This window comes from Zavarzinella sp. (assembly GCA_041399155.1).
Taxonomy (GTDB): domain Bacteria; phylum Planctomycetota; class Planctomycetia; order Gemmatales; family Gemmataceae; genus JAWKTI01.
Genome location: JAWKTI010000001.1, coordinates 421,807 through 443,913 on the forward strand (window position 1 = coordinate 421,807; position 22,107 = coordinate 443,913).

21 protein-coding genes, 1 tRNA gene and 1 riboswitch are annotated in these 22,107 nt (G+C 48.0%); of the genes, 10 read left to right on the forward strand and 12 right to left on the reverse strand.

Translation table 11 applies throughout. The annotated features are described in order from the left end of the window. Window positions 1–142 precede the first annotated feature (142 nt). Both R3B84_01810 and thiC read right to left on the reverse strand, forming a co-directional pair. On the reverse strand, window positions 143–604 hold the full coding sequence (locus R3B84_01810) for a hypothetical protein (protein MEZ6139282.1): 462 nt from the start codon (window positions 602–604) through the stop codon (window positions 143–145). A gap of 49 nt (window positions 605–653) precedes the next feature. Next, window positions 654–1,991 (reverse strand): phosphomethylpyrimidine synthase ThiC, encoded by a 1,338-nt coding sequence (gene thiC, locus R3B84_01815; GenBank protein ID MEZ6139283.1) that lies wholly within the window; start codon window positions 1,989–1,991, stop codon window positions 654–656. 73 nt (window positions 1,992–2,064) lie between these two features. Beyond that, window positions 2,065–2,165, reverse strand: a riboswitch (TPP riboswitch). A 150-nt stretch (window positions 2,166–2,315) separates the two neighbouring features. On the opposite strand from thiC, the gene R3B84_01820 reads away from it, so the two are divergent. Further along, window positions 2,316–3,203, forward strand: a complete 888-nt coding sequence (locus R3B84_01820; protein MEZ6139284.1) for a CAP domain-containing protein — start codon at window positions 2,316–2,318, stop codon at window positions 3,201–3,203. A 294-nt stretch (window positions 3,204–3,497) separates the two neighbouring features. Here the strand turns inward: R3B84_01820 and R3B84_01825 are convergent, their stop codons facing one another. Both R3B84_01825 and R3B84_01830 read right to left on the reverse strand, forming a co-directional pair. Next, window positions 3,498–4,532: a PQQ-binding-like beta-propeller repeat protein gene (locus tag R3B84_01825; GenBank protein ID MEZ6139285.1), complete on the reverse strand. Its 1,035-nt coding sequence runs from the start codon at window positions 4,530–4,532 to the stop codon at window positions 3,498–3,500. Window positions 4,533–4,848: 316 nt separating this feature from the next. Next, a complete protein-coding gene (locus R3B84_01830; protein MEZ6139286.1) occupies window positions 4,849–5,676 on the reverse strand; it encodes an FHA domain-containing protein in 828 nt (275 codons plus the stop codon). 254 nt (window positions 5,677–5,930) lie between these two features. Between R3B84_01830 and R3B84_01835 the strand changes: the two genes are divergently transcribed. The 3 genes from R3B84_01835 (at window position 5,931) to R3B84_01845 (ending at window position 8,392) form a co-directional block, all read left to right on the forward strand. Then, window positions 5,931–7,379, forward strand: coding sequence for a serine/threonine-protein kinase (locus R3B84_01835; protein MEZ6139287.1), 1,449 nt, complete (start codon window positions 5,931–5,933; stop codon window positions 7,377–7,379). Window positions 7,380–7,502: 123 nt separating this feature from the next. After that, a complete protein-coding gene (locus R3B84_01840; GenBank protein MEZ6139288.1) occupies window positions 7,503–7,964 on the forward strand; it encodes a MarR family winged helix-turn-helix transcriptional regulator in 462 nt (153 codons plus the stop codon). 26 nt (window positions 7,965–7,990) lie between these two features. Next, the gene (locus R3B84_01845; protein ID MEZ6139289.1) at window positions 7,991–8,392 is read left to right on the forward strand and encodes a DUF1398 family protein; all 402 of its coding nucleotides are present in this window, start codon (window positions 7,991–7,993) and stop codon (window positions 8,390–8,392) included. Window positions 8,393–8,419: 27 nt separating this feature from the next. Here the strand turns inward: R3B84_01845 and R3B84_01850 are convergent, their stop codons facing one another. The 4 genes from R3B84_01850 to R3B84_01865 all read right to left on the reverse strand — a co-directional run bounded on the left by R3B84_01850 (window position 8,420) and on the right by R3B84_01865 (window position 13,302). After that, entirely contained in the window at window positions 8,420–9,922 is a 1,503-nt protein-coding gene (locus R3B84_01850; protein ID MEZ6139290.1) for an MFS transporter, read from the reverse strand. A gap of 206 nt (window positions 9,923–10,128) precedes the next feature. After that, entirely contained in the window at window positions 10,129–11,439 is a 1,311-nt protein-coding gene (locus R3B84_01855; GenBank protein ID MEZ6139291.1) for a sigma 54-interacting transcriptional regulator, read from the reverse strand. A 294-nt stretch (window positions 11,440–11,733) separates the two neighbouring features. Continuing rightward, entirely contained in the window at window positions 11,734–12,081 is a 348-nt protein-coding gene (locus R3B84_01860) for a hypothetical protein (protein MEZ6139292.1), read from the reverse strand. Between the two features lie 309 nt (window positions 12,082–12,390). After that, window positions 12,391–13,302 (reverse strand): hypothetical protein, encoded by a 912-nt coding sequence (locus tag R3B84_01865; protein ID MEZ6139293.1) that lies wholly within the window; start codon window positions 13,300–13,302, stop codon window positions 12,391–12,393. Window positions 13,303–13,422: 120 nt separating this feature from the next. Between R3B84_01865 and R3B84_01870 the strand changes: the two genes are divergently transcribed. Further along, complete coding sequence (locus R3B84_01870) at window positions 13,423–13,956, forward strand: dual specificity protein phosphatase (GenBank protein ID MEZ6139294.1); 534 nt, start codon at window positions 13,423–13,425, stop codon at window positions 13,954–13,956. 88 nt (window positions 13,957–14,044) lie between these two features. Here the strand turns inward: R3B84_01870 and R3B84_01875 are convergent, their stop codons facing one another. The 3 genes from R3B84_01875 to R3B84_01885 form a co-directional block, all read right to left on the reverse strand. Beyond that, complete coding sequence (locus tag R3B84_01875; protein ID MEZ6139295.1) at window positions 14,045–14,980, reverse strand: DUF1559 domain-containing protein; 936 nt, start codon at window positions 14,978–14,980, stop codon at window positions 14,045–14,047. Window positions 14,981–15,164: 184 nt separating this feature from the next. Beyond that, the gene (locus R3B84_01880) at window positions 15,165–16,343 is read right to left on the reverse strand and encodes an FAD-binding oxidoreductase (GenBank protein ID MEZ6139296.1); all 1,179 of its coding nucleotides are present in this window, start codon (window positions 16,341–16,343) and stop codon (window positions 15,165–15,167) included. A gap of 101 nt (window positions 16,344–16,444) precedes the next feature. Further along, a complete protein-coding gene (locus R3B84_01885) occupies window positions 16,445–16,669 on the reverse strand; it encodes a hypothetical protein (protein MEZ6139297.1) in 225 nt (74 codons plus the stop codon). Between the two features lie 287 nt (window positions 16,670–16,956). Between R3B84_01885 and R3B84_01890 the strand changes: the two genes are divergently transcribed. Further along, a complete protein-coding gene (locus R3B84_01890; GenBank protein MEZ6139298.1) occupies window positions 16,957–17,391 on the forward strand; it encodes an EVE domain-containing protein in 435 nt (144 codons plus the stop codon). A gap of 37 nt (window positions 17,392–17,428) precedes the next feature. On the opposite strand, the gene R3B84_01895 is transcribed toward R3B84_01890, so the two are convergent. After that, the gene (locus R3B84_01895) at window positions 17,429–18,685 is read right to left on the reverse strand and encodes a VCBS repeat-containing protein (GenBank protein ID MEZ6139299.1); all 1,257 of its coding nucleotides are present in this window, start codon (window positions 18,683–18,685) and stop codon (window positions 17,429–17,431) included. A gap of 188 nt (window positions 18,686–18,873) precedes the next feature. On the opposite strand from R3B84_01895, the gene R3B84_01900 reads away from it, so the two are divergent. From R3B84_01900 to R3B84_01915, 4 genes are all read left to right on the forward strand, one after another. Next, window positions 18,874–18,947, forward strand: a tRNA-His gene (locus R3B84_01900). A 178-nt stretch (window positions 18,948–19,125) separates the two neighbouring features. Beyond that, window positions 19,126–20,073 carry a hypothetical protein gene (locus R3B84_01905; protein MEZ6139300.1) on the forward strand — a complete coding sequence of 316 codons (948 nt, stop codon included), beginning with the start codon at window positions 19,126–19,128 and terminating at the stop codon, window positions 20,071–20,073. A gap of 33 nt (window positions 20,074–20,106) precedes the next feature. Next, a complete protein-coding gene (locus R3B84_01910; protein MEZ6139301.1) occupies window positions 20,107–21,048 on the forward strand; it encodes a hypothetical protein in 942 nt (313 codons plus the stop codon). Between the two features lie 58 nt (window positions 21,049–21,106). Then, entirely contained in the window at window positions 21,107–22,060 is a 954-nt protein-coding gene (locus R3B84_01915) for a hypothetical protein (protein MEZ6139302.1), read from the forward strand. Window positions 22,061–22,107 lie beyond the last annotated feature (47 nt).

A 22,107-nucleotide genomic window follows, 5' to 3' on the forward strand; every position in this document is an offset into this window, starting at 1 on the left:
GTCATCAGCATCCCATGTCCGGCAGTCCTGCCGTAGAGGAATACTGTTTTGGTAAAAATAAATTAATTATTAAACGATCACGATTTATAGCCGCGTGTAGTTTGATCAGTCTAGTACAAAGTAATTAATGAGTGCAATTTAATCATTGTTTCAATGATAACGATTGCATGAGAGTTTGATAGGCATTTTGGATTCGCAAATTCAGGAAAATTTTCCCTTCTGTACTCCAACTTTTCTTTTGTACGAAAAAGACAGCAGTACCCAGGCGGGGCTCTCGTGCGGCTGGGTTATCTTCCATGTCCGAGCCAGGAATTGGTTCAAATTGAATCAACATCTCTACTAGTACAATCAAACGCTGGTGCTGTTTGTCTTGAATAAAGGCGGGGGCTGAATCAAATTGACAAGAGACCCACTGTAAACCCTTTGGCTTCCCGGATTTACGCGATTCCGCAATGAACATTTCCTGCAACAATTCCTGCTGCAGGCGAAATGATTCTGCGGCCCAGCCCAGTTCCAGTTCGGTGCGAAAGTGTCTTCGTAACCACCAGAAAACCAGTAGACCAAGAAGCAAAAACAATATTGCAATGTAATGATATTGTGTCATTGCAATATTGTGGTATTAGAAGATGTTCGCACCGAGCTGCCCCGCGTGGTTACGAATTGGAAATTGTCAGGGCAATTCGTTCCGCATCTTCTGCCAGTTTCCGCACATCCTGGGTTACTTTCATTGAGCAGAACTTTGGCCCACACATCGAACAGAATTTCGCACTCTTGAACACTTCCTGTGGCAGCGTTTCATCGTGCATGCGGCGAGCAGTTTCCGGATCGAGCGACAGTTCAAACTGTTTGTTCCAGTCGAACTCAAAGCGTGCCTTGGAAAGTGCATCATCACGATCGCGTGCTCCCTTTCGCCCACGGGCAATGTCACCCGCGTGGGCTGCAATTTTGTACGCAATCACCCCTTGTCGAACATCGTCTTTGTTGGGCAGACCCAGGTGTTCTTTGGGGGTCACATAGCAAAGCATGGCCGCACCCGCTTCCGCAGCCAGTGCTGCACCAATGGCGGAAGTAATGTGGTCATACCCAGGGGCAATATCGGTCACCAGAGGCCCTAACACATAGAAAGGAGCTTCGTGGCACACTTCGCGCTCTTTTTCCACATTCATCTTCACTAGATGCATGGGAATGTGGCCGGGGCCTTCAATCATCACCTGACAACCATGTTTCCAGGCTTTCAGGGTCAGTTCGCCCAGTGTTTCCAGTTCTGCAAACTGGGCTCGGTCGTTGGCATCAGCCAGCGAACCGGGTCGCAGGCCGTCGCCCAGGCTGAAGGTCACATCGTACTGCTTCATTATTTCACAAACTTCATCGAAGTGTGTATACCAGGGATTCTGTTTGTGGTGTGTCACCATCCAGTGGGCCATCAGCGACCCACCTCGGCTGACAATACCAGTCACCCGATCGCGTGTGTGGGGCACATGTTCCAGCAGAATACCAGCATGGATGGTCATGTAATCGACACCCTGCTTTGCCTGGTGCTCCACCATGTCCAGCATCATCTGCGGGGTAATATCTGCTGGGTCTTTGACTTGCTGTATCGCCTGGTAAATCGGCACGGTGCCAATGGGAACAGGTGATGCAGCGATGATGGCCTTCCGGATTTCATCGATGTTTCCACCAGTGGACAGATCCATGACGGTATCCGCACCCAGATGAACTGCTGTGTGCAGTTTTTCCAGTTCGTCTTCCACTTTCCCAGTGACTGCAGAATTGCCAATGTTGGCGTTAATTTTGCAAACGGAGGCCACGCCAATGGCCATTGGTTCCAGACGTTGCTGCAAATGGACTTTGTTGGCAGGAATGACCATTCGCCCACGTGCGACTTCGCTGCGGATCAGTTCAACGTCCAGATCTTCGCGTTTCGCGACGAATTCCATTTCGGGAGTAACCACACCCGCACGTGCGGCGTCCATTTGAGTATTAAAATTCATCTCTCACCTCAGAAAATTTCCACATGTAGCAGAATGCAGGTGGGAAGTGGATGAGAAAACAGCCCAAAGTGCCTGAATTGTGTCATCGCTTCCCCACGCCGGCATTACCCGGATCGGGTTCGTCGGGGTATATTCTCAGCCTTCATTCTTCTGAAAGCACCCCCAGCTAATAACAGTTTACGCACGCCAGAGCGTTGTGGCAAAATTGTGGGCAGAATAATATGAAAAATGAAAAAACGCTGGACGACCTGCTATTATTGGTTTATAGGTTGAATACGGAATAAATTGCCCACAATACCGTCAAGTAGGTAGCAGCGGACAAACATGGCAGGAATGCAAACGATACTACAGATTGAATTACTGGAATCGCGTGATTGTCCTGCAACGGTCGATTTTACGAACGGCTATCTGACAGTGCTGGGTAATTCAGAAAGCGAATCGATCACCTTGACCCGCGATGGCATCGACGTTGTTGTTGAAGGACAGCGGTTCAATCTCAGTTCTATCCGCATGATCGTGATCAGTGCGGGTAGTGGCAATGATACGATCACTGTAGATTCGGCGATCACCAACCCCACCACCATCTATGGGGGATTTGGCGACGATATAATTTTTGGTGGGAACGGGTCGAACACCATCTTTGGTGGTTATGGCAACGACACCATCTTTGGTGGGAACGGCTATGACCGCATCATTGGTGGCGGGGGCACAGATACCATTAATGGTGGCGGTGGCAGAAATGTGTTGATCCAGAATCAGGCATCATTCCGCGGTATCCTGCGTGTGAACACAAGCATGGAACAGCAGGTGATTGACCAGGTGAATCTGGAACGGACCAATGCGGGGCTGAATGCACTGACGACGAACTTTCAGTTAAACGGTGCGGCTTACATCCATTCTGACAACATGGCCCGGCTTTCCGCCACGCTGGGTTTTGGTGCCCTCAGCCACACGTTAACGCAAACGATTTCCCCAGAAACTTCGAACCGTCTGGACATTGTGGGCTATACCAACTTCAACACACGCTTTAGTTATGGGGAAAACCTTGCAGTGGGTTACCCCACTGTTGCTGAAGCGGTAGCGGCCTGGATGGATTCTCCAGGCCACCGTGCGAATATTCTGAATCCCAATTTCCTGGAAACCGGTGTCAGCATTACCACGGATAGCAGCGGGCAGTTTTATATTACCCAGGTCTTTGGCGAACGTTTGTAATTAATTGAATAGATGTCTTCAATAGTGCGTGCATCCTTCATCAATAACCCAGACTAATCCCCGTTCATCTTGAAGATCGGCCTTCCCCGACTCTCATTTCGAATTCATCATGTTTGCCTTCATAGCCCGCAGCGTAAGCAAGGGTATTTCTGCTCAAACTATGAAGGCAACTTGGTAACTGTTCAATTTTAACCGAGTTTCAAACTGATTCCAGACTAAATCGTTCGAATCGATTGTTTGAAAAAAAGAATAGCTAAAACGTAAAAAACGTCGCTGGGCAATCGTGAAACTACACTATTTCCAAAGAAATGCTTTCGTCTTCTTCAGGTCGCGAATGTAAAGCTGGTTATCGACCACTGCAAGGTGGGCCCAGGTTTCTTCCTTCGAAACAACAGTCTGGTCGAGAATTTCAAACTCTTTGGGGTTGGCATTCAACAGATAGAGTTTGCCATTCATATCCAGCGCCAGGATTTTATCGTTACGTACTACCAGGCTGCAATATTCACCAAACCGTTCTTCCGAACGCCAGTTTTCTTTGCCAGTTTTCAGATTCACCGAAATGAAACGGCGGTCTTTGCCGAACCAGTAGGCATTGTCCTGAACAATCACCGGCGTGGTCATGTATCCTTCATATTTTAATTGCCACTTATCTGTGGTGGTCATCTGTTTGTCTTTCAGCGAAATATCGATCAGGCGGGTATTACCACCGTAAGTGCTGGTGAACACCTGATTTTCGTAGGTTACCGGAGTGAGAATATTCATTCCACGGAAGGTGGGAATTGCTTTTTCCCACATTACTTCGCCTGAATCCTTATCCACACCAGCCAGGCGAGAACGGGTTTGCACCACAATCTGCTCTTTGCCACCTAATTCACTGAGGACAGGCGAGGAAAACGCACTGCCCATCATCGAGTCGTTTTCTTTCAATGCTTTCCAAAGCAGTTTCCCGGTGGTTTTATCCAATTTGCACACGGTCAAGCCAGCCTGAAAGTAGATCCCCTGAGTATCCACCAATGGGGAACAGACGCAGCCGAATGCAGGTGCAGCAGTGCCCAGTTCTTTCATCGCATCGAATCGCCATAACTCCTTACCATCTGGCAGGTTAAAGCAAACCAGTACGTCGCGGATGCCTGCCACATACAGCCGATCACCGTCAATCGTGGGAGTGGCACGGATCCACGATCCGTTGCGTGCTGCAAAGAAAGGCACCTTCAGAGAGCCTGTCCAGGTTTGTTGCCAGATTTCCTTTCCTGTGGTGCGATCCAGACACCGAACCATCTCATCTTTTTCACCCACGGTGGCGGTAGTGATGAGAAACTTCTCATTCATTACTGGCCCTGAATAGCTCGGGCCAGGCTCATCGATTTCCCATAGGGGCTTCAAATTTTTGAAATTCGTGGGGAAATTTTCCCCAGGGGACACTCCGGTGCGTTGGGGGCCACGCCACTGGTTCCACCATTTTGATTGTGCAAACGTGGGCACACAGCAAAGTAAAAATGCAATAAGTGAAATTTTCTTCATTTTGACAAGCGACTTTTTTGGAGTTCAATGAAATTTTCGACACGAAAACTCATTAATAGCCCTTAGGGTGGGGCGAATTCCAGAAAATTGTCCCCACAAATGTGGTCTGTAAAGGTTTCGGAGCCTACCAGCTACCAGAGAGTGCTTTTTGCTTATCTGCAAAGAACTTCAGGCTACTGGTTTTTGGATATGTCTGCAGCATTTGCTTCAATTCATCGCGAATCCGACAAATGGCCAGTCTGCTTCCCTGATTGTGCAGCCAACTGACAAAATTATCAAACATTTCCACAGCGGGGCTCGACATTCGCTTCACGTGCTTCAGATCGAGCAGCACCTTCAGGTTGGGTCGATTCAGGTTTTCGTGCAGTTCACGGTTTAACAGTGCTAGTTCTGCATCTTCCACCAGATACAGATCGTTGACACGCACCACGGTAATTGCGCCTTCGCGGGAAATCCGCAGCCGCCCACGAACAATGCCTTTCTGCGCGTTCAGCACATCAATAATCGCACTGGCGGCCTTGGCGGCATTCTCATATTCGTCCGAATGTGAGGCCACTTCATCAATCCGATCAAGTGCGGACTGTCTCTGCACACCGTGCTGATCCAGACAACGCAATGCCCACTCTTCCAGGTCTTTTTTCGAAAGAACTTTTTCGCGATATTGCACCATGAATTTCAGCGGGCCCACCGTCAGCAGGTCACCAGAATGTAATGGCCATTCCACATGGGGATCCATCATCTGATCGTTGACATAAGTGGGCAAGCCAGAACCCAGATCGCACACAAATACCTTGCGGTCGCGCATGATCAGTGCGCAGTGCTGAGCGGCAAGGTCGTCGTGGACGGTACGCAACTGGCAGGCTTTGCCACTGCCAATCAGAAACAGATCGATCTCAATCGGGATTGGTATCCCTTTTTTCTTGCCATTGGCAACAATTAAATAAAACTTCACGACAAAACCCCCACGGAAGGATGTTACTGGGGAGAATCTTGAATGAAAAAATGGCGAGTGTTCAAGATTTCTGCTTTAATGAATATAACACAGGATTTTATTCCTACAAGTGAATTCTGCATCTGGTATAATCCACGGACTTGTCAAAATCATAAAATTTTTGTGAAGGGAAAACCGTTTCCTGGCAGCAAAATAGTATACATATGTATATTCTTTTCATTATCTATTCTTCTGCACTTGGGAGTTTTGCTCACATGTCCTCTTCTTATGATGGAGTGCAAATGACGGAACAAGCACTTCGTCTCGACCTGATTGACTTTGAACAAAGTCAAGAAACGATTCGGGAATTAACGAATCTCGGCAACAACAGCGATGAAGCACTGCGGTACATGGAACGCAAAGGGTTTATTACCCCATGGCAAGCTTCGAAACTGAGAAAAGGCGATACCACAGGTTACATTTTAGGTGGGTATCGCGTGCTTTATCGAATTGCGGCAGGCAGCTTTGGCCGCGTATTCCGTGCGGACAACCCACGTACGGGTGAAGTGGTGGCGATTAAGGTGCTGCGAAAACGCTGGGCAGACGATGCCAAACGGATCGAATCGTTCGAGCGGGAAGGCCGGATGGGTCTGACGATGAAGCACCCGAACATCGTTGAAATTCTGGCAGTGAACAAAGACCCTGCTTCCGGCCAATATTACCTGATTATGGAGTTTGTGGAGGGTGGGAATCTTCGCGATATTCTTGCGATTCGCAAAAAACTGGCCCCGATGGAAGCAGTTACGTTACTGGAAGAAACAACTGGCGGACTGGCACACGCACTATCCTGTGGGCTGACCCACCGCGACTTGAAGCCATCGAATATTTTGATTTCAGCAGGTAAAAGTGCCAAACTGGTGGATTTTGGACTGGCAGAGCTTGCAGGTGACAAAGACAAAGATTCAGACAGTGATGAAATCGACCGGACAGTCGATTACGCCGGTCTGGAAAAAGCCACCGGTGCTCCCAAAGGCGACCCACGCAGTGATATCTACTTTCTGGGCACGATCATTTATGAGGCACTGACAGGCCAGCCGATTCTTACAGTGACGAAAGATCCGCGTGCACGCATGCAGCCAAAGCGATTTGATATTGCTGGCACCATTAACAAAGATCATCCCGATATCCCACCCGCTATGTATCCGGTGCTGGTGCGGATGATGTCTCTGCAGCCAGAAGGCCGTTATCAGAATTACGAACAACTGAAACACGCGGTGGCACTGGCTAAAAAACAGATGCTTGCAGCGGAACGTGGCGATGAAGCCGCAATACCCATTACAGCCTACGTGGTGGAAGAACATCCCAAACTGCAGGATGCCTTCCGGAGTAAATTAAAGGAATATAACTGCCGCGTGCTGATTTCCAAAAATTCCAGCCTGGCTTTACAACGCTTCAAGCAGGAACCATTTGAGTGCCTGATAATCGATCTGGAAAGCACTGGCACCGAATCGCTGGAAGCCGCCCGCGATATCTGCCTGTTAGCCCAACGACAGGGCAGTGAACTGGTAGTGATTGTGATCTGTTCTGCGGAACAGGAAGAAGATGTGAAATATGCCAATCTACCGATCAAACCGGTGATGTTGCTCCGCCCATTGACGATGCGAACCTTAATTGATCACATGAAAGTGCGTTTTCCCCGTTCCGTGCGTCGCCTGAACTCATAATTCTCTCATATTTTCATATTTGCTCTGTTTGAACCGCACAACATTTTGGGATAACCACCCAGTTTATTTGACAGGATTGTTGCTTCGTCATATAGTTTCCTAGGAAACTATTGGTGTTCGATAATGCATGACGAGCATTCGATCAGTAATTTGCCAGACCACGTGGGGTATTGGCTGCGATATGTTTCAAACCACGTTTCCCACGCTTTCGCCCGCAAAGTGGAGGCGGAAGGTGTCACCGTTGCAGAGTGGGTGCTTCTTCGAGAGATGCTGACTGCGGGTGCGGTCAATCCCAGCCATCTAGCAGAACTGGTGGGGATGACACGAGGTGCGGTTTCGAAACTGGTGGAGCGTCTCTGCCTGAAAGAACTGGCCATTCGCACCCATTCAGACACTGATCGGCGTTTTCAAACAGTGGAATTGACCACCAAGGGCAGAAATATCGTCCCACTATTGGCTCAAATTGCGGATGAAAATGATCAGCAGTTTTTTGGTCATTTACTGAAAGAAGAAAAAACGCAACTGCTGGAGACACTACGGGATATTGTCCGCCGGCATGGCTGGAAAGAAATGCCGATTGATTAACAGGAATCCTTACAAGAAGTACAAACATGAATCCAGAACAAACTACGATTATTGAACAATGTGCCCACGGGGCATTAACAGGTGAATTGGCTTTTCCTGATATTATCCAAAGGTTAAGTTCCATTGGCGTGGAACGGTATCATGCGGATTACAGCCGACACGAAATCACTTATTATTTCCAGGCTGGGGAATCATTTGTTGTTGCAACGCCCCACGGACATCACGATATTGGACAGGAGTTTTCATCTGCCGATGTCGCATCGGCTGTCCGTCAAAGTCAGCTCAATGAACACACCTATCTTGACTTCATTGAAAAAACTATGAAAGCAGGTTGTGTGGGCTATTTTGTGCAGTTGACAGGCCGATGTGTGATCTATTTTGGACGGAAAGGCGAATCACATACGGAACACTTTCCAGGCAACAGGTGATATCTTTGCGGATCGGCAAATCGATTCTTATTCCGGAAGTGGTTTATCTTTGGTTTCTGGCAGGAAGACCAGAGCAATCAGGCCCAGGCCGAATACAGAACACATCACGGCCCCTGCATAGCGTGCAGGCTCCCCGGGGTCCGTGTAGCCATTTGCCGCACTGAAGACACTGCTGGTCAGCAGCCCTAGAACTGCGGGACCACTGGCTGCAACCAAACGACCCACGTTGTAACAGAACGATGTTCCCGTACTTCGCAGTCTTGTGGGGAAAAGTTCCGGGAAATAAATGGCATACCCACCGAATAAGCCAAGTTGACAGAACCCCATCAGTGGCAGCATCCAGAAGATATCGCCAAATGTTTTCATCTTTAAAAAGACCAGCAAGGTACTGCCTGCTGCTGCCAGGAAAAAGACTGCGAAGGCCGGTTTTCGTCCAACAATTCCAGTGAACCAGGTGAAGCCATAAATTCCAAAGAATGCCCCACCGTTAATCATCAATGAGGTAATTCCAGCCCACTGAGCGGTCTTGCCAGAGACAAACTGGTCTTGTTTTTCACCTGTCAGACCTTGTGCTTCTGCCTGCTGAACAAATTCTGCTTTGAAAACAGTTTGTTGCAGGTCAGGGGCAAAAAAGCCAATCCCCCACAAACCGACCACACCTGCAAAGGCCAGCATCAAGCCAAACAGTGCATTGCGTTTATACTTACTTCCGAGTAATTCACTGAATTGTCCTGCTTTGACCCCTGCATTTTTCGATGCCTGCCATTTTTCGGGTTCCTTTAAACGACCCTGAATCACCAGCACTAGGATCGAAGGGACAATACCAATGACAAACATGATCCGCCATGGGGACATTTCAAAACCAAGAAATGTCGCATCTTTAAACGTGCCAGCTCCTTCCAGGGAGCCCAGGCCGATATTGATCAGTGCGGCGGCAACATTCCCAATGACCGATGATGCCTGCAGCAGACCCAACATATAAGGCCTGGATGCGTTAGGCACCGTTTCTGCAACCAGCGATACGGCTACTGCAAATACGCCGCCCACACCCAATCCGGTAAGAAATCGGTAAAGAGCAAAATCCATAAAGCCCACGGAAAAGGCACTTAACCCAGTAAACACTGAGTAGAGCAGGATAGTAGTCATCAGAGTTCGTACGCGCCCCGCACGATCTCCCATGATGCCAAATCCCAAGCCGCCGATCGCCCAGCCGATCAGGAATATCGACGTGGCATACCCCGCATATTCATTTACTTTGGCGTCCTTGATTGCTTTGGTGACCTTGTCCGAATCAACGGATACTTTCAGCTTCTCGGCGATTTGTTGTCGCTTCGCAGGATCCTCGGTGGGAGCCTCCAGCAGTGCATTCATTGCCGGCTTGCGGGCCAGAATAAATAGCTGTTGGTCCATGCAGTCCAGGTCCCACGCCAGACAGGCGACCAGAAATACAAACCAGTGGTACCGACTGAGATTTTTCAGACTGCGCCAACCTTTCGGGTCAGTAGGTAGCGAAGCACTATTGGTCGACATTCGTAGCTTTCCTCCGGAGTGGTTGCTGGCTGGGCACCAACAATATCAAGTATTGGTTCAAACGCACGGCTGATCAACCAACGCTGCAAGTTGCAGTGAAGGGAAATCCTGTAAAGGGGATATTGTCTGATGCCAGCGGATGATTGTCAATTAAATTGATGGCAGCCTGTGAGATCTTGCCCATATCTGATCTGCTGGTATCGGAATTATTCAATGCCCAACGCCTTCATGCGGCGGGTTAAGCGCATTTTTGTAATCCCCAGGTGGTGGGCGGCACGCTGTAAATCGTTGCGACATTTTTTCAATGCTATCCGAATCATCCGACTTTCCACCTGGGCCAAAACCTCTTCTAACGGCAGCCGCGACGTGGGATCTTCTTTTGCTGGCAGCAGTTGCAATTCCATCAGGTGATCGCGGATGCGTCTTGGCAGATGTACCGCCTGAAGTGGCTGGTCTTTCGCATGATCTGCTGCACTTCGCAATGTTTCATCAAGTTCAACAAAGTTCTTCGGCCAGCTCCACGCCTGCATTGCGGGCAGAAAATCAGCTGCAGGTGGGGGTAATTGTCGCAGTTCAATAAATTGCCGCACGCGACGATCGACTTCATCTTTTCGGTTCGCCAGCGATGGCAGGTAGATATCAATCACCGAAAAACGATTGCGAAATTCCGCAAGCACACGCGAAGGCTGGCACGTAGCAACGATTACCCTGGGCACCACGTCCTGTTCACGATGCCATTCAATGAACTCTGCCTGCAGATCCAGTGGAAGGTGCTCTGGATCCACAATCAGCAATGTTCCCAGGTGGGGGGAACTGGCCAGGCCCAGTTGACCAAACAGCAAACTGCGAATGAGGTACGGCTGCACCCCGAGGCAATCGATCGTGACGATTGATTTTTCGCGGTGCACACCTTCGAAATGGATACGCCGTGCCACTTCTTTCTTGCCCGTTCCCGCTTCACCCACAATCCATACAGGTGCGGTAGTTTGCCCGGCCAGTGCCACCTGGGCATCAATTCGCTGTTGCACCAGCGTGCGCTCCCCATCCTCTTCCTGGGTAGCGTGCAGAATCTCTTGACGCATGGCCACCCATGCTTCAGGAAGGCTTTTCGTTGGGGCACCTTCGGAAGGGGCAATTGAGTCAATCATTGCCAGAATCGCTGTCACATTCTGATCGTGCAATATTGGAATGAACAGTATTTCCCACCAGGGTGGCCCCTGACGAGCCGGTGGAACTGGTCGTCGAACTCGCACTGTTCTTCCGTGAATTGCCTCTTTGGGCGGTGACAGTGCCTGCAGAATATGCCGCACGTTGGAAGGCAGATCGGGATTCAGTTTCAGGGGACGGCATTGTTCATGCAGCACCGCATCCAGTGGTAGCTTGATTAATCGCTCCAGTGCAGGATTGCCATAGCGCAGGCGTCTGCGCATGTTCAACAGATACACCGGGCGCGTGCTCTGATGAAACAATCGCTGCCAACTGCCTTTGGGCTCTGCGGCTGAAGGATCTCCGTTCATAAATCACCCACGGTGGCCTGAAATCTGGTAGCTCGTTCGGGCTTACCAGGTGAGAAACAATTTCCCACGTGGTGTCTGTTAACTTATGCAGATGAGAAAAACCGGTACCTGTTCATTGTTGAAAACTCCATTGAAGCTGAGGCGTCAGCACACATCGATAGTGTACTTAATAACATATTAACGATGCTTGCAAGGAATTCTGACAGAAAAAATGGAAAAAAGTTGAAAATAGTTCGCCATTACAGAAAATTCCCTTTTGTTTTGAAAATTCTAATGCTATTGGCTGTGGAATGTTTATAGCTCGTGAGATGGCAAGTACGCCCGTTTGTTCAGCAAGTAAACTGAATTTTCATCCTTACTCAAATCTAATTCTATTGCAATATTCTCTGCCATCTGAATTCTGTAAGCTGTATAAGGTGTAGGTGTAACCAATTTATCAGAAGTTGGTTGAAATGAGATATATAATATGTTTTCAAATTTCTCATCGCAAAGTTGAAAGTATGTAAGTAAATAGCGCTGAGGATATTCTTTTTTAAACCAATACAAAGCCAAGCATTCTTTCACATTCGGAGACCAATCATCTCCGAATAACGTTGGAAATCGAATAAATGCTGTTCGTAAAGCTCTTAATAATCTAATCATTTGTTGATTTATACCTAAACATGATTTTTTGCTGTAATAATTATTTCAGCGATTCCAGACTCAACCTTAAACTGACCAATCTTTGATGCACTGAAATCGAAAATCGGGTGATCGCGATTTTGGGAAAATTCACAAAAAAGTTCTGGTTACCGTAAGTAATTGCCCTGCAAAGATTTACGAACATGAAGGGCAACAATTTTCCCCACGAGCAGAGAGAAAATTCTGATTTTCAATTTTCTCGTGGATATATTATATTAGCGTGAAAATGTTTTCATGCAGATGATTTGATCTTTGACAACTTGAAAACACTTACTTCTTCTTGGGTGCGGGAGTGTGCGGGCGTGCCCCACGTGCCAGCCAGGTTCGCCAATCTTTATCCAGGTCGGCAATCGACCATTCCAGCGACATCATTGCTCGTTCAAAGCTGGGGTTATCGTTTCCCTCACCAGGCACCAGACCAGCCATCACCTGTGGAAACTTTTCCATACCAGGACCAGTGGTGAAATAATCCATGATGCTGGCAGCAATCAGATCGTTTCCTTCTTTATCCGCCTGCCATGCCCAATCGGCATAGGTGGGAATGTTGACACCTTTTGGAACGATCGTTGGATAGCGGCCGATGATTTTTGCAATTGCGGCACGATCTTTAGCCATGGTGGGAGAGCCGGAACGCCATTCCACCGCCTTCGCGAATCCTTCTTTCATCCAACTTGGGAAAACTGCGTTGCCCGATTTTCGTTGTAACAAGCTGAGAGCAAGTAGTTTCTGTGCCTCGGTTTCCGGCCGATTTTCATCTCGGTTGTAGAACACGATACTCGGTAAATCCGACTTGCTTTCGACGACGTACGTTTCGTCGCGTTCCGGTCTTCGGCGAACAACGAGTCGAATGTAGTTATCAAACGGATCTTTGGAAGCAATCGCAACCATAATAAACTTTTTAGGCAGTTCACTGTCTGGCATCCGCAGCAGTTTCTGAGTAGCCAGATAATGTCGTTCCAGTTTGGCAGCAAACAGTTTGTTTTTCGATTCAATCAGTTCTGCACCAACCACCAGGTGGGGCGTTTCAACAATGGTCCCACGGCTCAGTTCGATCTTATCGAATGCATTTTTGACAAACATCCATGCTGCCTTTTCATCAGCAGGGTCCTTTTTCGGCGGTTGTGCAAACAGGAAGGTGGGGAGCAGAATGAACAACGTTCCGGGTAACAACGTTTTGAACATGGTTTACCTCTTGGTGTGGTGGAATACTAGAATTATAGTAGTATTCTTTCGCAACAGGTCGATTCGGGCTGTCATCCCGGGAAAAACTCGACGAATTGTGTTCGCCTGGCGGATAAAACCTTGCGCAGTAACCATTTCCAAAAACTGTTTTTGCTCGGATTGATTATCATTCCGGGTATTTTGTTTGCACGTGGGCTGATTTTAAAACTGACACGCACACCGCCCAATTATTCCCAGGTGGAAGGTCGCCTGTGGCTGGGCGGGGCTGAACCAGTGCCACCTGCCGATACAGAGGTGGTCATTAATTTATCGCCTGTGAATCAGAACAAGTACGATGTGCAGGTGCATCGCTGGCTTGATGTTGCCGATGCCGGTGCTGCACCACCTGTGGAATGGTTGCAGGAACAGGTGGCCACAATCAACGAACAATTGCTGCTGGAAAAAACAGTGTATGTTTACGACAGCACCGGAAACAATCAGGCGGCATTTCTAGTGCTTGCCTATATCATGTTTCGCGAGAAGATGACAGTCGATCGTGCATACGGATATCTGAAAGCTCGGCGGGAATCGATTGCACCTGCACGACACTTTCTGGATAGGCTGAAAGACTGGGAAGATTTTCTCAAAAAACCGCCAGAACAGAAAAAGGAATAGTACTTCGAATCTCAAGTGTTCTTGAGCGTGGAGAGGATGTTACTTCACCTTGGAACCTGTCATCTGCAATAGCCTGGCCACCGATTGACTAATCAATCTGGTTTGTCTCGCCACCGTTACGTGAACCCATTGCGGTCCAGGCTGCTGGCGTTACAGAACTTCGTACGAATCGTACGGAACCATCCGCAAGACAGGCATTGACCCCTCCGGTATGTCGACTGCGAGCAGACATGTAATTATTGCCAGTGGATTGTGCCGCACAGGGAACATTCGGAATGGCTACGCAATAACCCTGTACATTGTCTCCGACGGTGGTATTCGGCGGGTAAAGGGTGGAAAGTGTGGTGCCGGCATGGATCGAATTCCAGATTCTCCCACGGACATCATGGGATCCAGTATCAGGTGACTGCAGAATTTCGCTGAAGAACAGTGTATTCGAGGTGCCATCGGTAATGGCACCGTGGGTGGTTTTGCTCAAACCATAGAAGATCCCATTACAATTCTGCCCACGAGGGTCGGCAGCAGTCGTTGAAAAACTGGAACCATGACAAACCAGGTAACTGGTGTGTAATCCCTGATTTAACGTGGAAACTTTGGGTGCGTTGGGATCAGATGGACAGGCCAGAATCGGAATTTTGACTCTTGAATACGCCTGGCTGAGAGTATGACCAACGCCAGTTTGCAAATGGGCTTCATACTGATTGCTGAGAGCCGTTTGCTCGAAGTGGGACAGAATGGGCCCCACCCAACAACTACGATTGAAATCCAGAATACCTGCTGTGGTATACCAGTTGTTTCCAAAGTAATAGCCCTGGGGTTGTCCCGCAGGAAAATGCCCGTGCGCGCCTTCATAACTGTGCATAGCAATCGCGAGTTGCTTCAGATTATTGGTGCACTTGGAACGATTGGCTGCCTCCCGCACTTTCTGTACTGCAGGGAGCAGAAGACCAATCAGAATAGCAATGATGGCAATCACTACCAACAATTCAATCAACGTAAATCCAGATCGACGTGCAAGTTTCATAATGGGAATCCATAAAAAAAACTTCATCGTAACTGAAGAGAAATTTAATGCAACAACGATTTATGAAAATTTGCCTGTTTGATCAGCAATTTGAAATGATGTTTTCGAAAATCCAATTGTTACAAACCGATTAGCAAGTCGTATGACCGAATCAACACTACTCTTCTAAGTCCCAGCGAAATTCCTAGATACCATCGACAAATCTGCCTGGATTAAACGTGGAAGCCGGGTCGAGGTGGAGTTTGATATTCTTCATCAAGACACGTTCTGCACCGCCGTCGCCCCACAGTTCTAACGATTCTGCAATACTGGGTGGGTGTTGCAGCACAGTGAACATCCCACCGTGCTGGTGTACTTTTTGAACCAACTCGGTATGCACCAGCCGACAGTGGGCATCATTTTCTTGTCCATTCAGCCAGCCAAACACAATACCGTTACCCAGATGCACGTTCAGCGCCCCTTCATATTTTTCCAGCAGGTGCTGACAGAACGCCACGGTGCGAGATGGGCGAAAGACCGCCTTCCACGTCATGGGATGATCTGCAGAATATGAGAAATTGGTGAGGTTCTGTAACTTGTTCTGATACTCGTTGGAATCAAGATGAACAAAGCTGTTGAAACCAGCACCCTGAAGTTCTTTTGCGATCGTCGATATTGACCACTCCACGGCGGGGCGGTTATCTTCAAATGCAATCATCGTTTCTGCTGTGGGTGCGTTCCACCATTGTTGCACCACCGGTCTGGTCTGGGTTTTGTTCAGTAATTCCATTAATGCTGGTAGCTGCATCTTGCTCAGTGGGACGATCATTGCTGCTTTGGCTTCGGGGATGGGCTTTAATTTCAATGTTACCTGCGTGATGATTCCCAGAGTGCCCAGCGAACCAGTCATCAGTTTCATCAGGTCGTAACCCGCAACATTTTTGACCACTCGGCCACCTGCGCTGGCTACTTCTCCAAGGTTATTGACAAAACTGATGCCGATCAGGTAATCCCGCAAGGTGCCTAATCCGAAGCGTCTTGGTCCACTGGTATTGACTGCAATCGCACCTCCCATGGTGGTCATTTCGGGCAGTGGGCAATCCACAGCCAATTGCTGACCTTCTGTGAGCAAAATCTCATTAAGTTTCTTTAATGTGATGCCCGCACCCACAGTGATCGTCATGTCGCGTGCGGGGTAATCGATCACTTGGTTTAATTCTGTCAGCCGAATTTGATGAACCGCCTGCCGAAAATTACCACCAATGTGCTGAAGGGTGCCATTCCCTGAAGGCGCAATTGCTTGCCGTGTGCTGGTCAATTCGCAGACTTTTTCACACAATTCCGCAACAGATTTCGGTGTGTGCGTACTTAAATAGGAAAACACTTCTACCACCGGAAGAGGTTTGGAAGAATCACTGCATAATTAAGTTGTTATATTAGTCGGGCTCAGGAAATGGTGGGCAATTCGCAAAAATTCGGTGGGGTTCAGCAGCAAATCGTCGTTGACGAACCAACAAAATCGGTTTCCAGATGTGCAGGTTCGTTGCCATGGTAAATTTCGTGGATCACCCACTCATCATCCCAGCAGCCACAAGGGCTTTGAATCTTTACCGTGCGGCCGACTTTCACCACTTCGGCTGGCAGGTGGGACAACTGGGAATGAACCCCGCTGGCCGTTCGTTTCACAATTTTACAAAGTTGATCGTTCATATCGTTTTTCAAACCATTATTGGGCTTTCTGATATTATTTCGCAAGTGAAGGAACTCTATTTTGCTCGGATCAGAAATTTTCATCATTTTCTCATTTTCAGGCTGGCTTCGCACAATTCGCGAAGGTTATGGTGCATGGAGCAATCGTTGCTTGTGCAGGTTCGTTCGGCAGGCAGTTTAAGAACGGGAAACCGGTCCCCACTTGCGCGATTTTTTGTGGTAGGGAAAATTACCACCGCACCACACTAAACTAAATCATCAACACAATGATTACTGTGGGATTTTCAATGAAAAGATGGCTTTGTAAACAAGAACCGGATTGCTATTCGTGGACTCAATTAGAGGAAGATGGGCAAACTGTATGGGATGGGGTGAATAATGCGCTTGCGCTGTCCCACATGCGAAGCATGAAAGCAGGCGACATAATCCTGTTTTACCACTCTGGCAAAGAAAAAGCGATTGTGGGCGAAATGGAAGTGGTTTCGATGACACTGGAAGACCCGGAAAATCCCAAATCCCGCCCACTGGTGGAAGTAAAGCCACTGAAAAAGTGGCCAATTCCTTTGACACTCAAACAGATGAAAGAATGTGAAGACTTACACGAATGGGAGCTGATTCGTATTTCTCGATTGTCGGTGATGCCTGTCAGTGCCGCTCATTGGAAATTGATTAGCGGGCTGGTGAAACAACTTCAAGCGGAAGCAAAGGCAAAGAAAAAATAGTTGTGATTTTGGGGCGCTAAGCCCGCTATGACACAGTTTAATTTCCTTGCGACACTGCAGGGGATTCTTTTTTCACCTGTAGAATCACAAAAACGCCACGTTTATTGGAAACGGCAACATCCAGCAAACCATCACCATTAATGTCTTCGACGGCAAACTGGGTGCCCACGCCGGAATCGATATCAATCACTTGCGGCTTGAATTCCAGCAAACCATCTTTCGCCCGCGTGGCTTTGAACCAGTAGAGCATCGCAGGCCAGTTGGCACCCGGTTCCCGCCTGCCGTGGGACCAGAATCGTTTGCCTGTAATCAGATCTGGCTGGCCATCTCCATCAATATCCTTGTAGTGCATGGCATGCGTTTCAGAAAGCAGTTCGCGGAATAAGTCCTTTTGAGCAAAGGAGTTACCGCTTTTCTGCTGGTGCCACCAAATCCCGAATCGGTGGGCACTGGAACTGACCACGTCCATTTTGCCATCATTGTCCATATCGACGGCAAACATATCGGCACAACTATCACCCAGATTGGCGGCATGAAAAGTCCACGGTGATCCAGTTTCTTTGGCAGGTTGTTCCCACCAGCCACCAGTGCAGATCACATCCTGGCGACCGTCCTTGTTCATATCCCCCACACCAAGACCGTGGGAAAATCGGAAGGTACCGGGCACAATTTTCCCGGTATTGGGCACGATTTTGCCATCTTTCATCTGTGGGGGCACACTTGGTTCGCTGATTGAGTGCATTTCCCAGGTTGCTGTCACATCTTTACCGGGTGCAAACCAGGCCATTTGCCCCATGTTTGCCGTGGCTGGGGTGTTTTTGGGCTGAAAACCCATGATCAATACCCGTTTACCATTCCCAAACAAGTCGGCGTAAAGTGGGGTTTCATTGCACGCACTGTGCCAGATGGTGTGCTTTTTCCAATGTTCTGCTTTCCCTTGTGGATTTTCCATCCAGTAGCAGGGAGCACCGGGGAAGTCGATCACAATCAGATCCACCCAGCCATCCTTGTTGATGTCATCAGTCCAGCACGCAAAAATTTTGCTGTAACCATTTTCGCCTGTGCCATGGTTACCCGGTTTCTGCATCTCGTGGGGCTTCCAATCGGGCCCTTCGTACCAGAATTCGCCGTTCAGGATGTCCATTTTGCCGTCTTTGTTGACATCGCCGACAGCCACCCCTTCCGTACGGAATTTGGTGTCCAGCACGGTCTTCTGCCAGAAAACCGGCTCCGGTAATGCAAAGGAAGGTGCCAGGCACCCAAGGAACAGGAAAATTGCTGCAAAGTTTTTCATAACAAGTACTTACGACAAGAAGAGGAACGTTTCCAACAGCGATCAATCGCTAAACTTCATCTATTCTACCAGTAATTTTGTGGGAATTACAAACATATTCCACCACTTATTCCGGGCAGGGCAATGAACCTTTTCTGAACAGACTTGTCGATTGAATAGTGCATACGTAGCATAATTGCACACTTATGGTGGGTGTAGCTCAGTTGGATAGAGCACCAGTTTGTGGCACTGGACGTCGCGGGTTCGAATCCCGTCACTCACCCTATTCTTTCTTCTATTCCTTACTATGCTTATTAAAATAGTAGGCATTTATCTTGCTTGTTCTTTACAAGTTTCTACCAAAAATTCTGATAAATAATTTTTATCGCCAATCTGTTTGAACTTTTGCCTCGTCTGCATTGTTGTGGGGCGATTGTTCCCACAGAGGATGGGGTAGGAGAATGATGTTAGATCGCATACTTCCTGTGTTCTTGTGCACTCTTTGTTTCACGGGTCAGTCTTGGTCAAAACCTGTTGCATATGCTCCACAGCAACCTGTGGCACGTTCGTTAATCCATGCAAATGTGCTTGCCGTTGGGAAAATTCTGGAAATCGAAAAAGAGCAGGTCGAACTGCCAATCGCACCCCAGAATAAAGAACAGAAGATTGCGATGAAGGTGGCAGTGATCAAAATTGAAGAGCCATTGCTGGGCTGCAAAGGTTTAACTCAACTTCGCGTTGCCTTTCCTGCTTCCCTTGTGGGTGGGCCCGGACCTGCGTTTGACCTTCCGGCACCAGGTATTCAATTCAACAAACGACAGCCCAATTTTGGTGCACCTGCACCTGGTTTCGGTATGCCCGTTCCCACCCAGGGTGCAGAAGGCATTTTCATGCTGAACCTGCACCATACGGGCGATTACTATATCTTTTCGCCTACTGCCGGTTTCAATGGGTTTATTGACAGTAAACGACCCACCTACAAAGCAGATCTGGCAGCAGTGCGTGATTCGCTGAAGTGTTTGGAAGATCCACTTGCAGCACTCAAGGACAAAGATAAGAATGTCCGCTGGCGTGCAGCAGAAATCTATCTGATGAAAATTCGCAACTACCCACCCGATGCGAATGGACGGAAAGTGGTTGAAAAGCCTGTTTCTGCAGAATTAAACAAACTCCTGCTGACCTCCCTGATGGATATGCCATGGGCAGCAACCGATTATTCCCAGCCCAACCGGGAGCAGTTGTGGTGGTTGTTGAACCCTAGCCAGTTTGGCTTCAAGAATCCTGTTTTTCAGCCCCAGGTGGGTGCCAAGCCTCAGGATTTTCAGAAAGTCTGGGAAGAAACAACTAGTGCGTTTCTAAAAGAGAATCTGGATAAAATTCAAATCAAAGCCTACACGATCACCGAGTAAACTGATTCCGTTATCCCGGAGGATGACTTCAACATGAGCTCAAAAACTAAGATACTAACATTGCTCTGCACGTTATTGATGATGAATCATGCGTGGTCGAAGTCATCAGAAGTGATTGCACAACTCCCATTGAATCATTGTATCCTGCATGCTGATATTGTTGCCACAGGCAAAGTGATTGAAATTGAGAAAGAAGAAGTGGAACTACCAGTTTCGCCAGGAAACAAAGAAAAAAAAGTGGCAATGAAGGTAGCAGTGATCAAAATTGAGCAGCCACTGATGGGCTGCAAGGGCCTAACGCAATTACGATTGGCTTTTTCAACAAACAATTTACTTGGTAGCTTAGACTACACTGAAGGAGGCGATGGATTGCAGCTCAAACAGCAATTCGGTGGTGCGCCATATCGAGGAATTGGCATGCCAGCACTCCCCAAGGTGGGAGCCGAAGGGATTTTTGTGCTGAATCTGCACCATACCGGAGATTATTACATTTATTACCCCAACGCGGGTAGTAATGCCTTTATTGACAGCAAAATACCAGACTATAAATCTCAATTGGAAACAGTGCTTTTTTCGTTGAAGTGTTTGGATAATCCATTACTCCTGTTGAAAGATGAAGATAAAAATGTTCGCTACCGTGCCACAGAAATTTTTCTGACCAAGTGCCGCATGAGGCCACCTGGAAAGGGTAGCCTTCAGGTTTTTGAAAAATACCTGGAAATCGAGCTAAACGATCTGCTGCTTAGCACACTGCTGGAGATGCCCTGGATGTCTACGGATGCCAATCAGCCCACACGACAGAAATTGTGGTGGATGATTGATCCTTCAAAATATGGATTTAAGAACCCCGAAATCAAAGCCTATGTGGGTGCCAAGCCAGAGGATTTTCAAAAGATTTGGGATGAATCAACTGCTAGGTTTTTGAAAGAGAATCTGAACAAGATTCACATAAAGTATTATTCTGTAAACAAGTAACTCGGATCATGGTCTTGCATTTTGCATCAGATTGATCCCCAACCTTGAGGTTTAACAAATGTTGAAACGATGTTTTCTTGCCGTAACGGCACTGGCACTTGGGCTAACCACAAATGCGTTTGCATTACGCATTGCACTGCCTCCAGCAGCCACCAATAATCCCACCAGTGCCGAGATGATCATTGTGGGCAAGGTACTGGAAATTGAAAAAGATACCGTCGAAGGCCCCATGGACGGTAACCCCGATGTCAAAGTAACCTACAAAATCGCCGTGATCAAGATTTCTGATCCGATCAAAGGTGCGAAAGGCCTGACCCAGGTTCGCGTGGGTTTCGTTGAAAACAATGTGGGAGGTGGCAACGGTGGCGAAATCCAGATTCTGCCTGCCCAACCAGGCCTCATTCAGGTGCGTCCCGCAATTGGGATCGCCCGCCCACTGCCAGGTCGCGGTGGTGCTCCTTCCACTACGTTTGCTAAAGATCAGGAAGGCCTTGTGCTGCTCAAAAGCCTGCCCAAAGCAGAATTTTATATTCCTGTAGGCTGGGGCGCATTCGTGATGAAGAAAGACCCACAGTACGATACCGTGCTGAAGAACATTACCAGCACGTTAGAAGTAATGGCCGATCCTGCCAAGTTCCTGAAATCAAAAGAACTGGCAGAACGTGCCAATGCAGCCAAAATCCTGCTGAATGATTACCGCAACACACCATTCGAGCAAGGTAAGGTGCGTAAAGAAGTTCCTGTGGACAAGGAAATCAGTGCGCTGATCGTTAATGTACTTGCAGAACTGCCATGGACACCAGAAAACAACGACTATAGCAAACCCTGCCGTAGCCAATTGTGGTACATGATCAATCCCAACAAGTTCGGGTTTGTTCAACCACAGATCAAAGTGGTACCTGGTCAACCACGGCCAAACTTCAATGTGATGATGGAAGAAGCAACCACCAAGTTTTTGAAAGAAAACAAAGAAAAAATCGTGGTTGAGAAAGTAGTGTTTACAGACAAGTAAGTAGTTCAGTGAACGCCCAACGTAAATTCCATTCTGCCTATCCACTT

What these genes read in the sequence shown, in the direction of transcription:
- R3B84_01810 (MEZ6139282.1), bottom strand. Translation starts at nt 604, where the DNA reads ATGACACAATATCATTACATTGCAATATTGTTTTTGCTTCTTGGTCTA.
- thiC (MEZ6139283.1), bottom strand. Translation starts at nt 1,991, where the DNA reads ATGAATTTTAATACTCAAATGGACGCCGCACGTGCGGGTGTGGTTACT.
- R3B84_01820 (MEZ6139284.1), top strand. Translation starts at nt 2,316, where the DNA reads ATGGCAGGAATGCAAACGATACTACAGATTGAATTACTGGAATCGCGT.
- R3B84_01825 (MEZ6139285.1), bottom strand. Translation starts at nt 4,532, where the DNA reads ATGAATGAGAAGTTTCTCATCACTACCGCCACCGTGGGTGAAAAAGAT.
- R3B84_01835 (MEZ6139287.1), top strand. Translation starts at nt 5,931, where the DNA reads ATGTCCTCTTCTTATGATGGAGTGCAAATGACGGAACAAGCACTTCGT.
- R3B84_01840 (MEZ6139288.1), top strand. Translation starts at nt 7,503, where the DNA reads ATGCATGACGAGCATTCGATCAGTAATTTGCCAGACCACGTGGGGTAT.
- R3B84_01845 (MEZ6139289.1), top strand. Translation starts at nt 7,991, where the DNA reads ATGAATCCAGAACAAACTACGATTATTGAACAATGTGCCCACGGGGCA.
- R3B84_01850 (MEZ6139290.1), bottom strand. Translation starts at nt 9,922, where the DNA reads ATGTCGACCAATAGTGCTTCGCTACCTACTGACCCGAAAGGTTGGCGC.
- R3B84_01855 (MEZ6139291.1), bottom strand. Translation starts at nt 11,439, where the DNA reads ATGAACGGAGATCCTTCAGCCGCAGAGCCCAAAGGCAGTTGGCAGCGA.
- R3B84_01860 (MEZ6139292.1), bottom strand. Translation starts at nt 12,081, where the DNA reads ATGATTAGATTATTAAGAGCTTTACGAACAGCATTTATTCGATTTCCA.
- R3B84_01865 (MEZ6139293.1), bottom strand. Translation starts at nt 13,302, where the DNA reads ATGTTCAAAACGTTGTTACCCGGAACGTTGTTCATTCTGCTCCCCACC.
- R3B84_01875 (MEZ6139295.1), bottom strand. Translation starts at nt 14,980, where the DNA reads ATGAAACTTGCACGTCGATCTGGATTTACGTTGATTGAATTGTTGGTA.
- R3B84_01885 (MEZ6139297.1), bottom strand. Translation starts at nt 16,669, where the DNA reads ATGAACGATCAACTTTGTAAAATTGTGAAACGAACGGCCAGCGGGGTT.
- R3B84_01890 (MEZ6139298.1), top strand. Translation starts at nt 16,957, where the DNA reads ATGAAAAGATGGCTTTGTAAACAAGAACCGGATTGCTATTCGTGGACT.
- R3B84_01895 (MEZ6139299.1), bottom strand. Translation starts at nt 18,685, where the DNA reads ATGAAAAACTTTGCAGCAATTTTCCTGTTCCTTGGGTGCCTGGCACCT.
- R3B84_01905 (MEZ6139300.1), top strand. Translation starts at nt 19,126, where the DNA reads ATGATGTTAGATCGCATACTTCCTGTGTTCTTGTGCACTCTTTGTTTC.
- R3B84_01910 (MEZ6139301.1), top strand. Translation starts at nt 20,107, where the DNA reads ATGAGCTCAAAAACTAAGATACTAACATTGCTCTGCACGTTATTGATG.
- R3B84_01915 (MEZ6139302.1), top strand. Translation starts at nt 21,107, where the DNA reads ATGTTGAAACGATGTTTTCTTGCCGTAACGGCACTGGCACTTGGGCTA.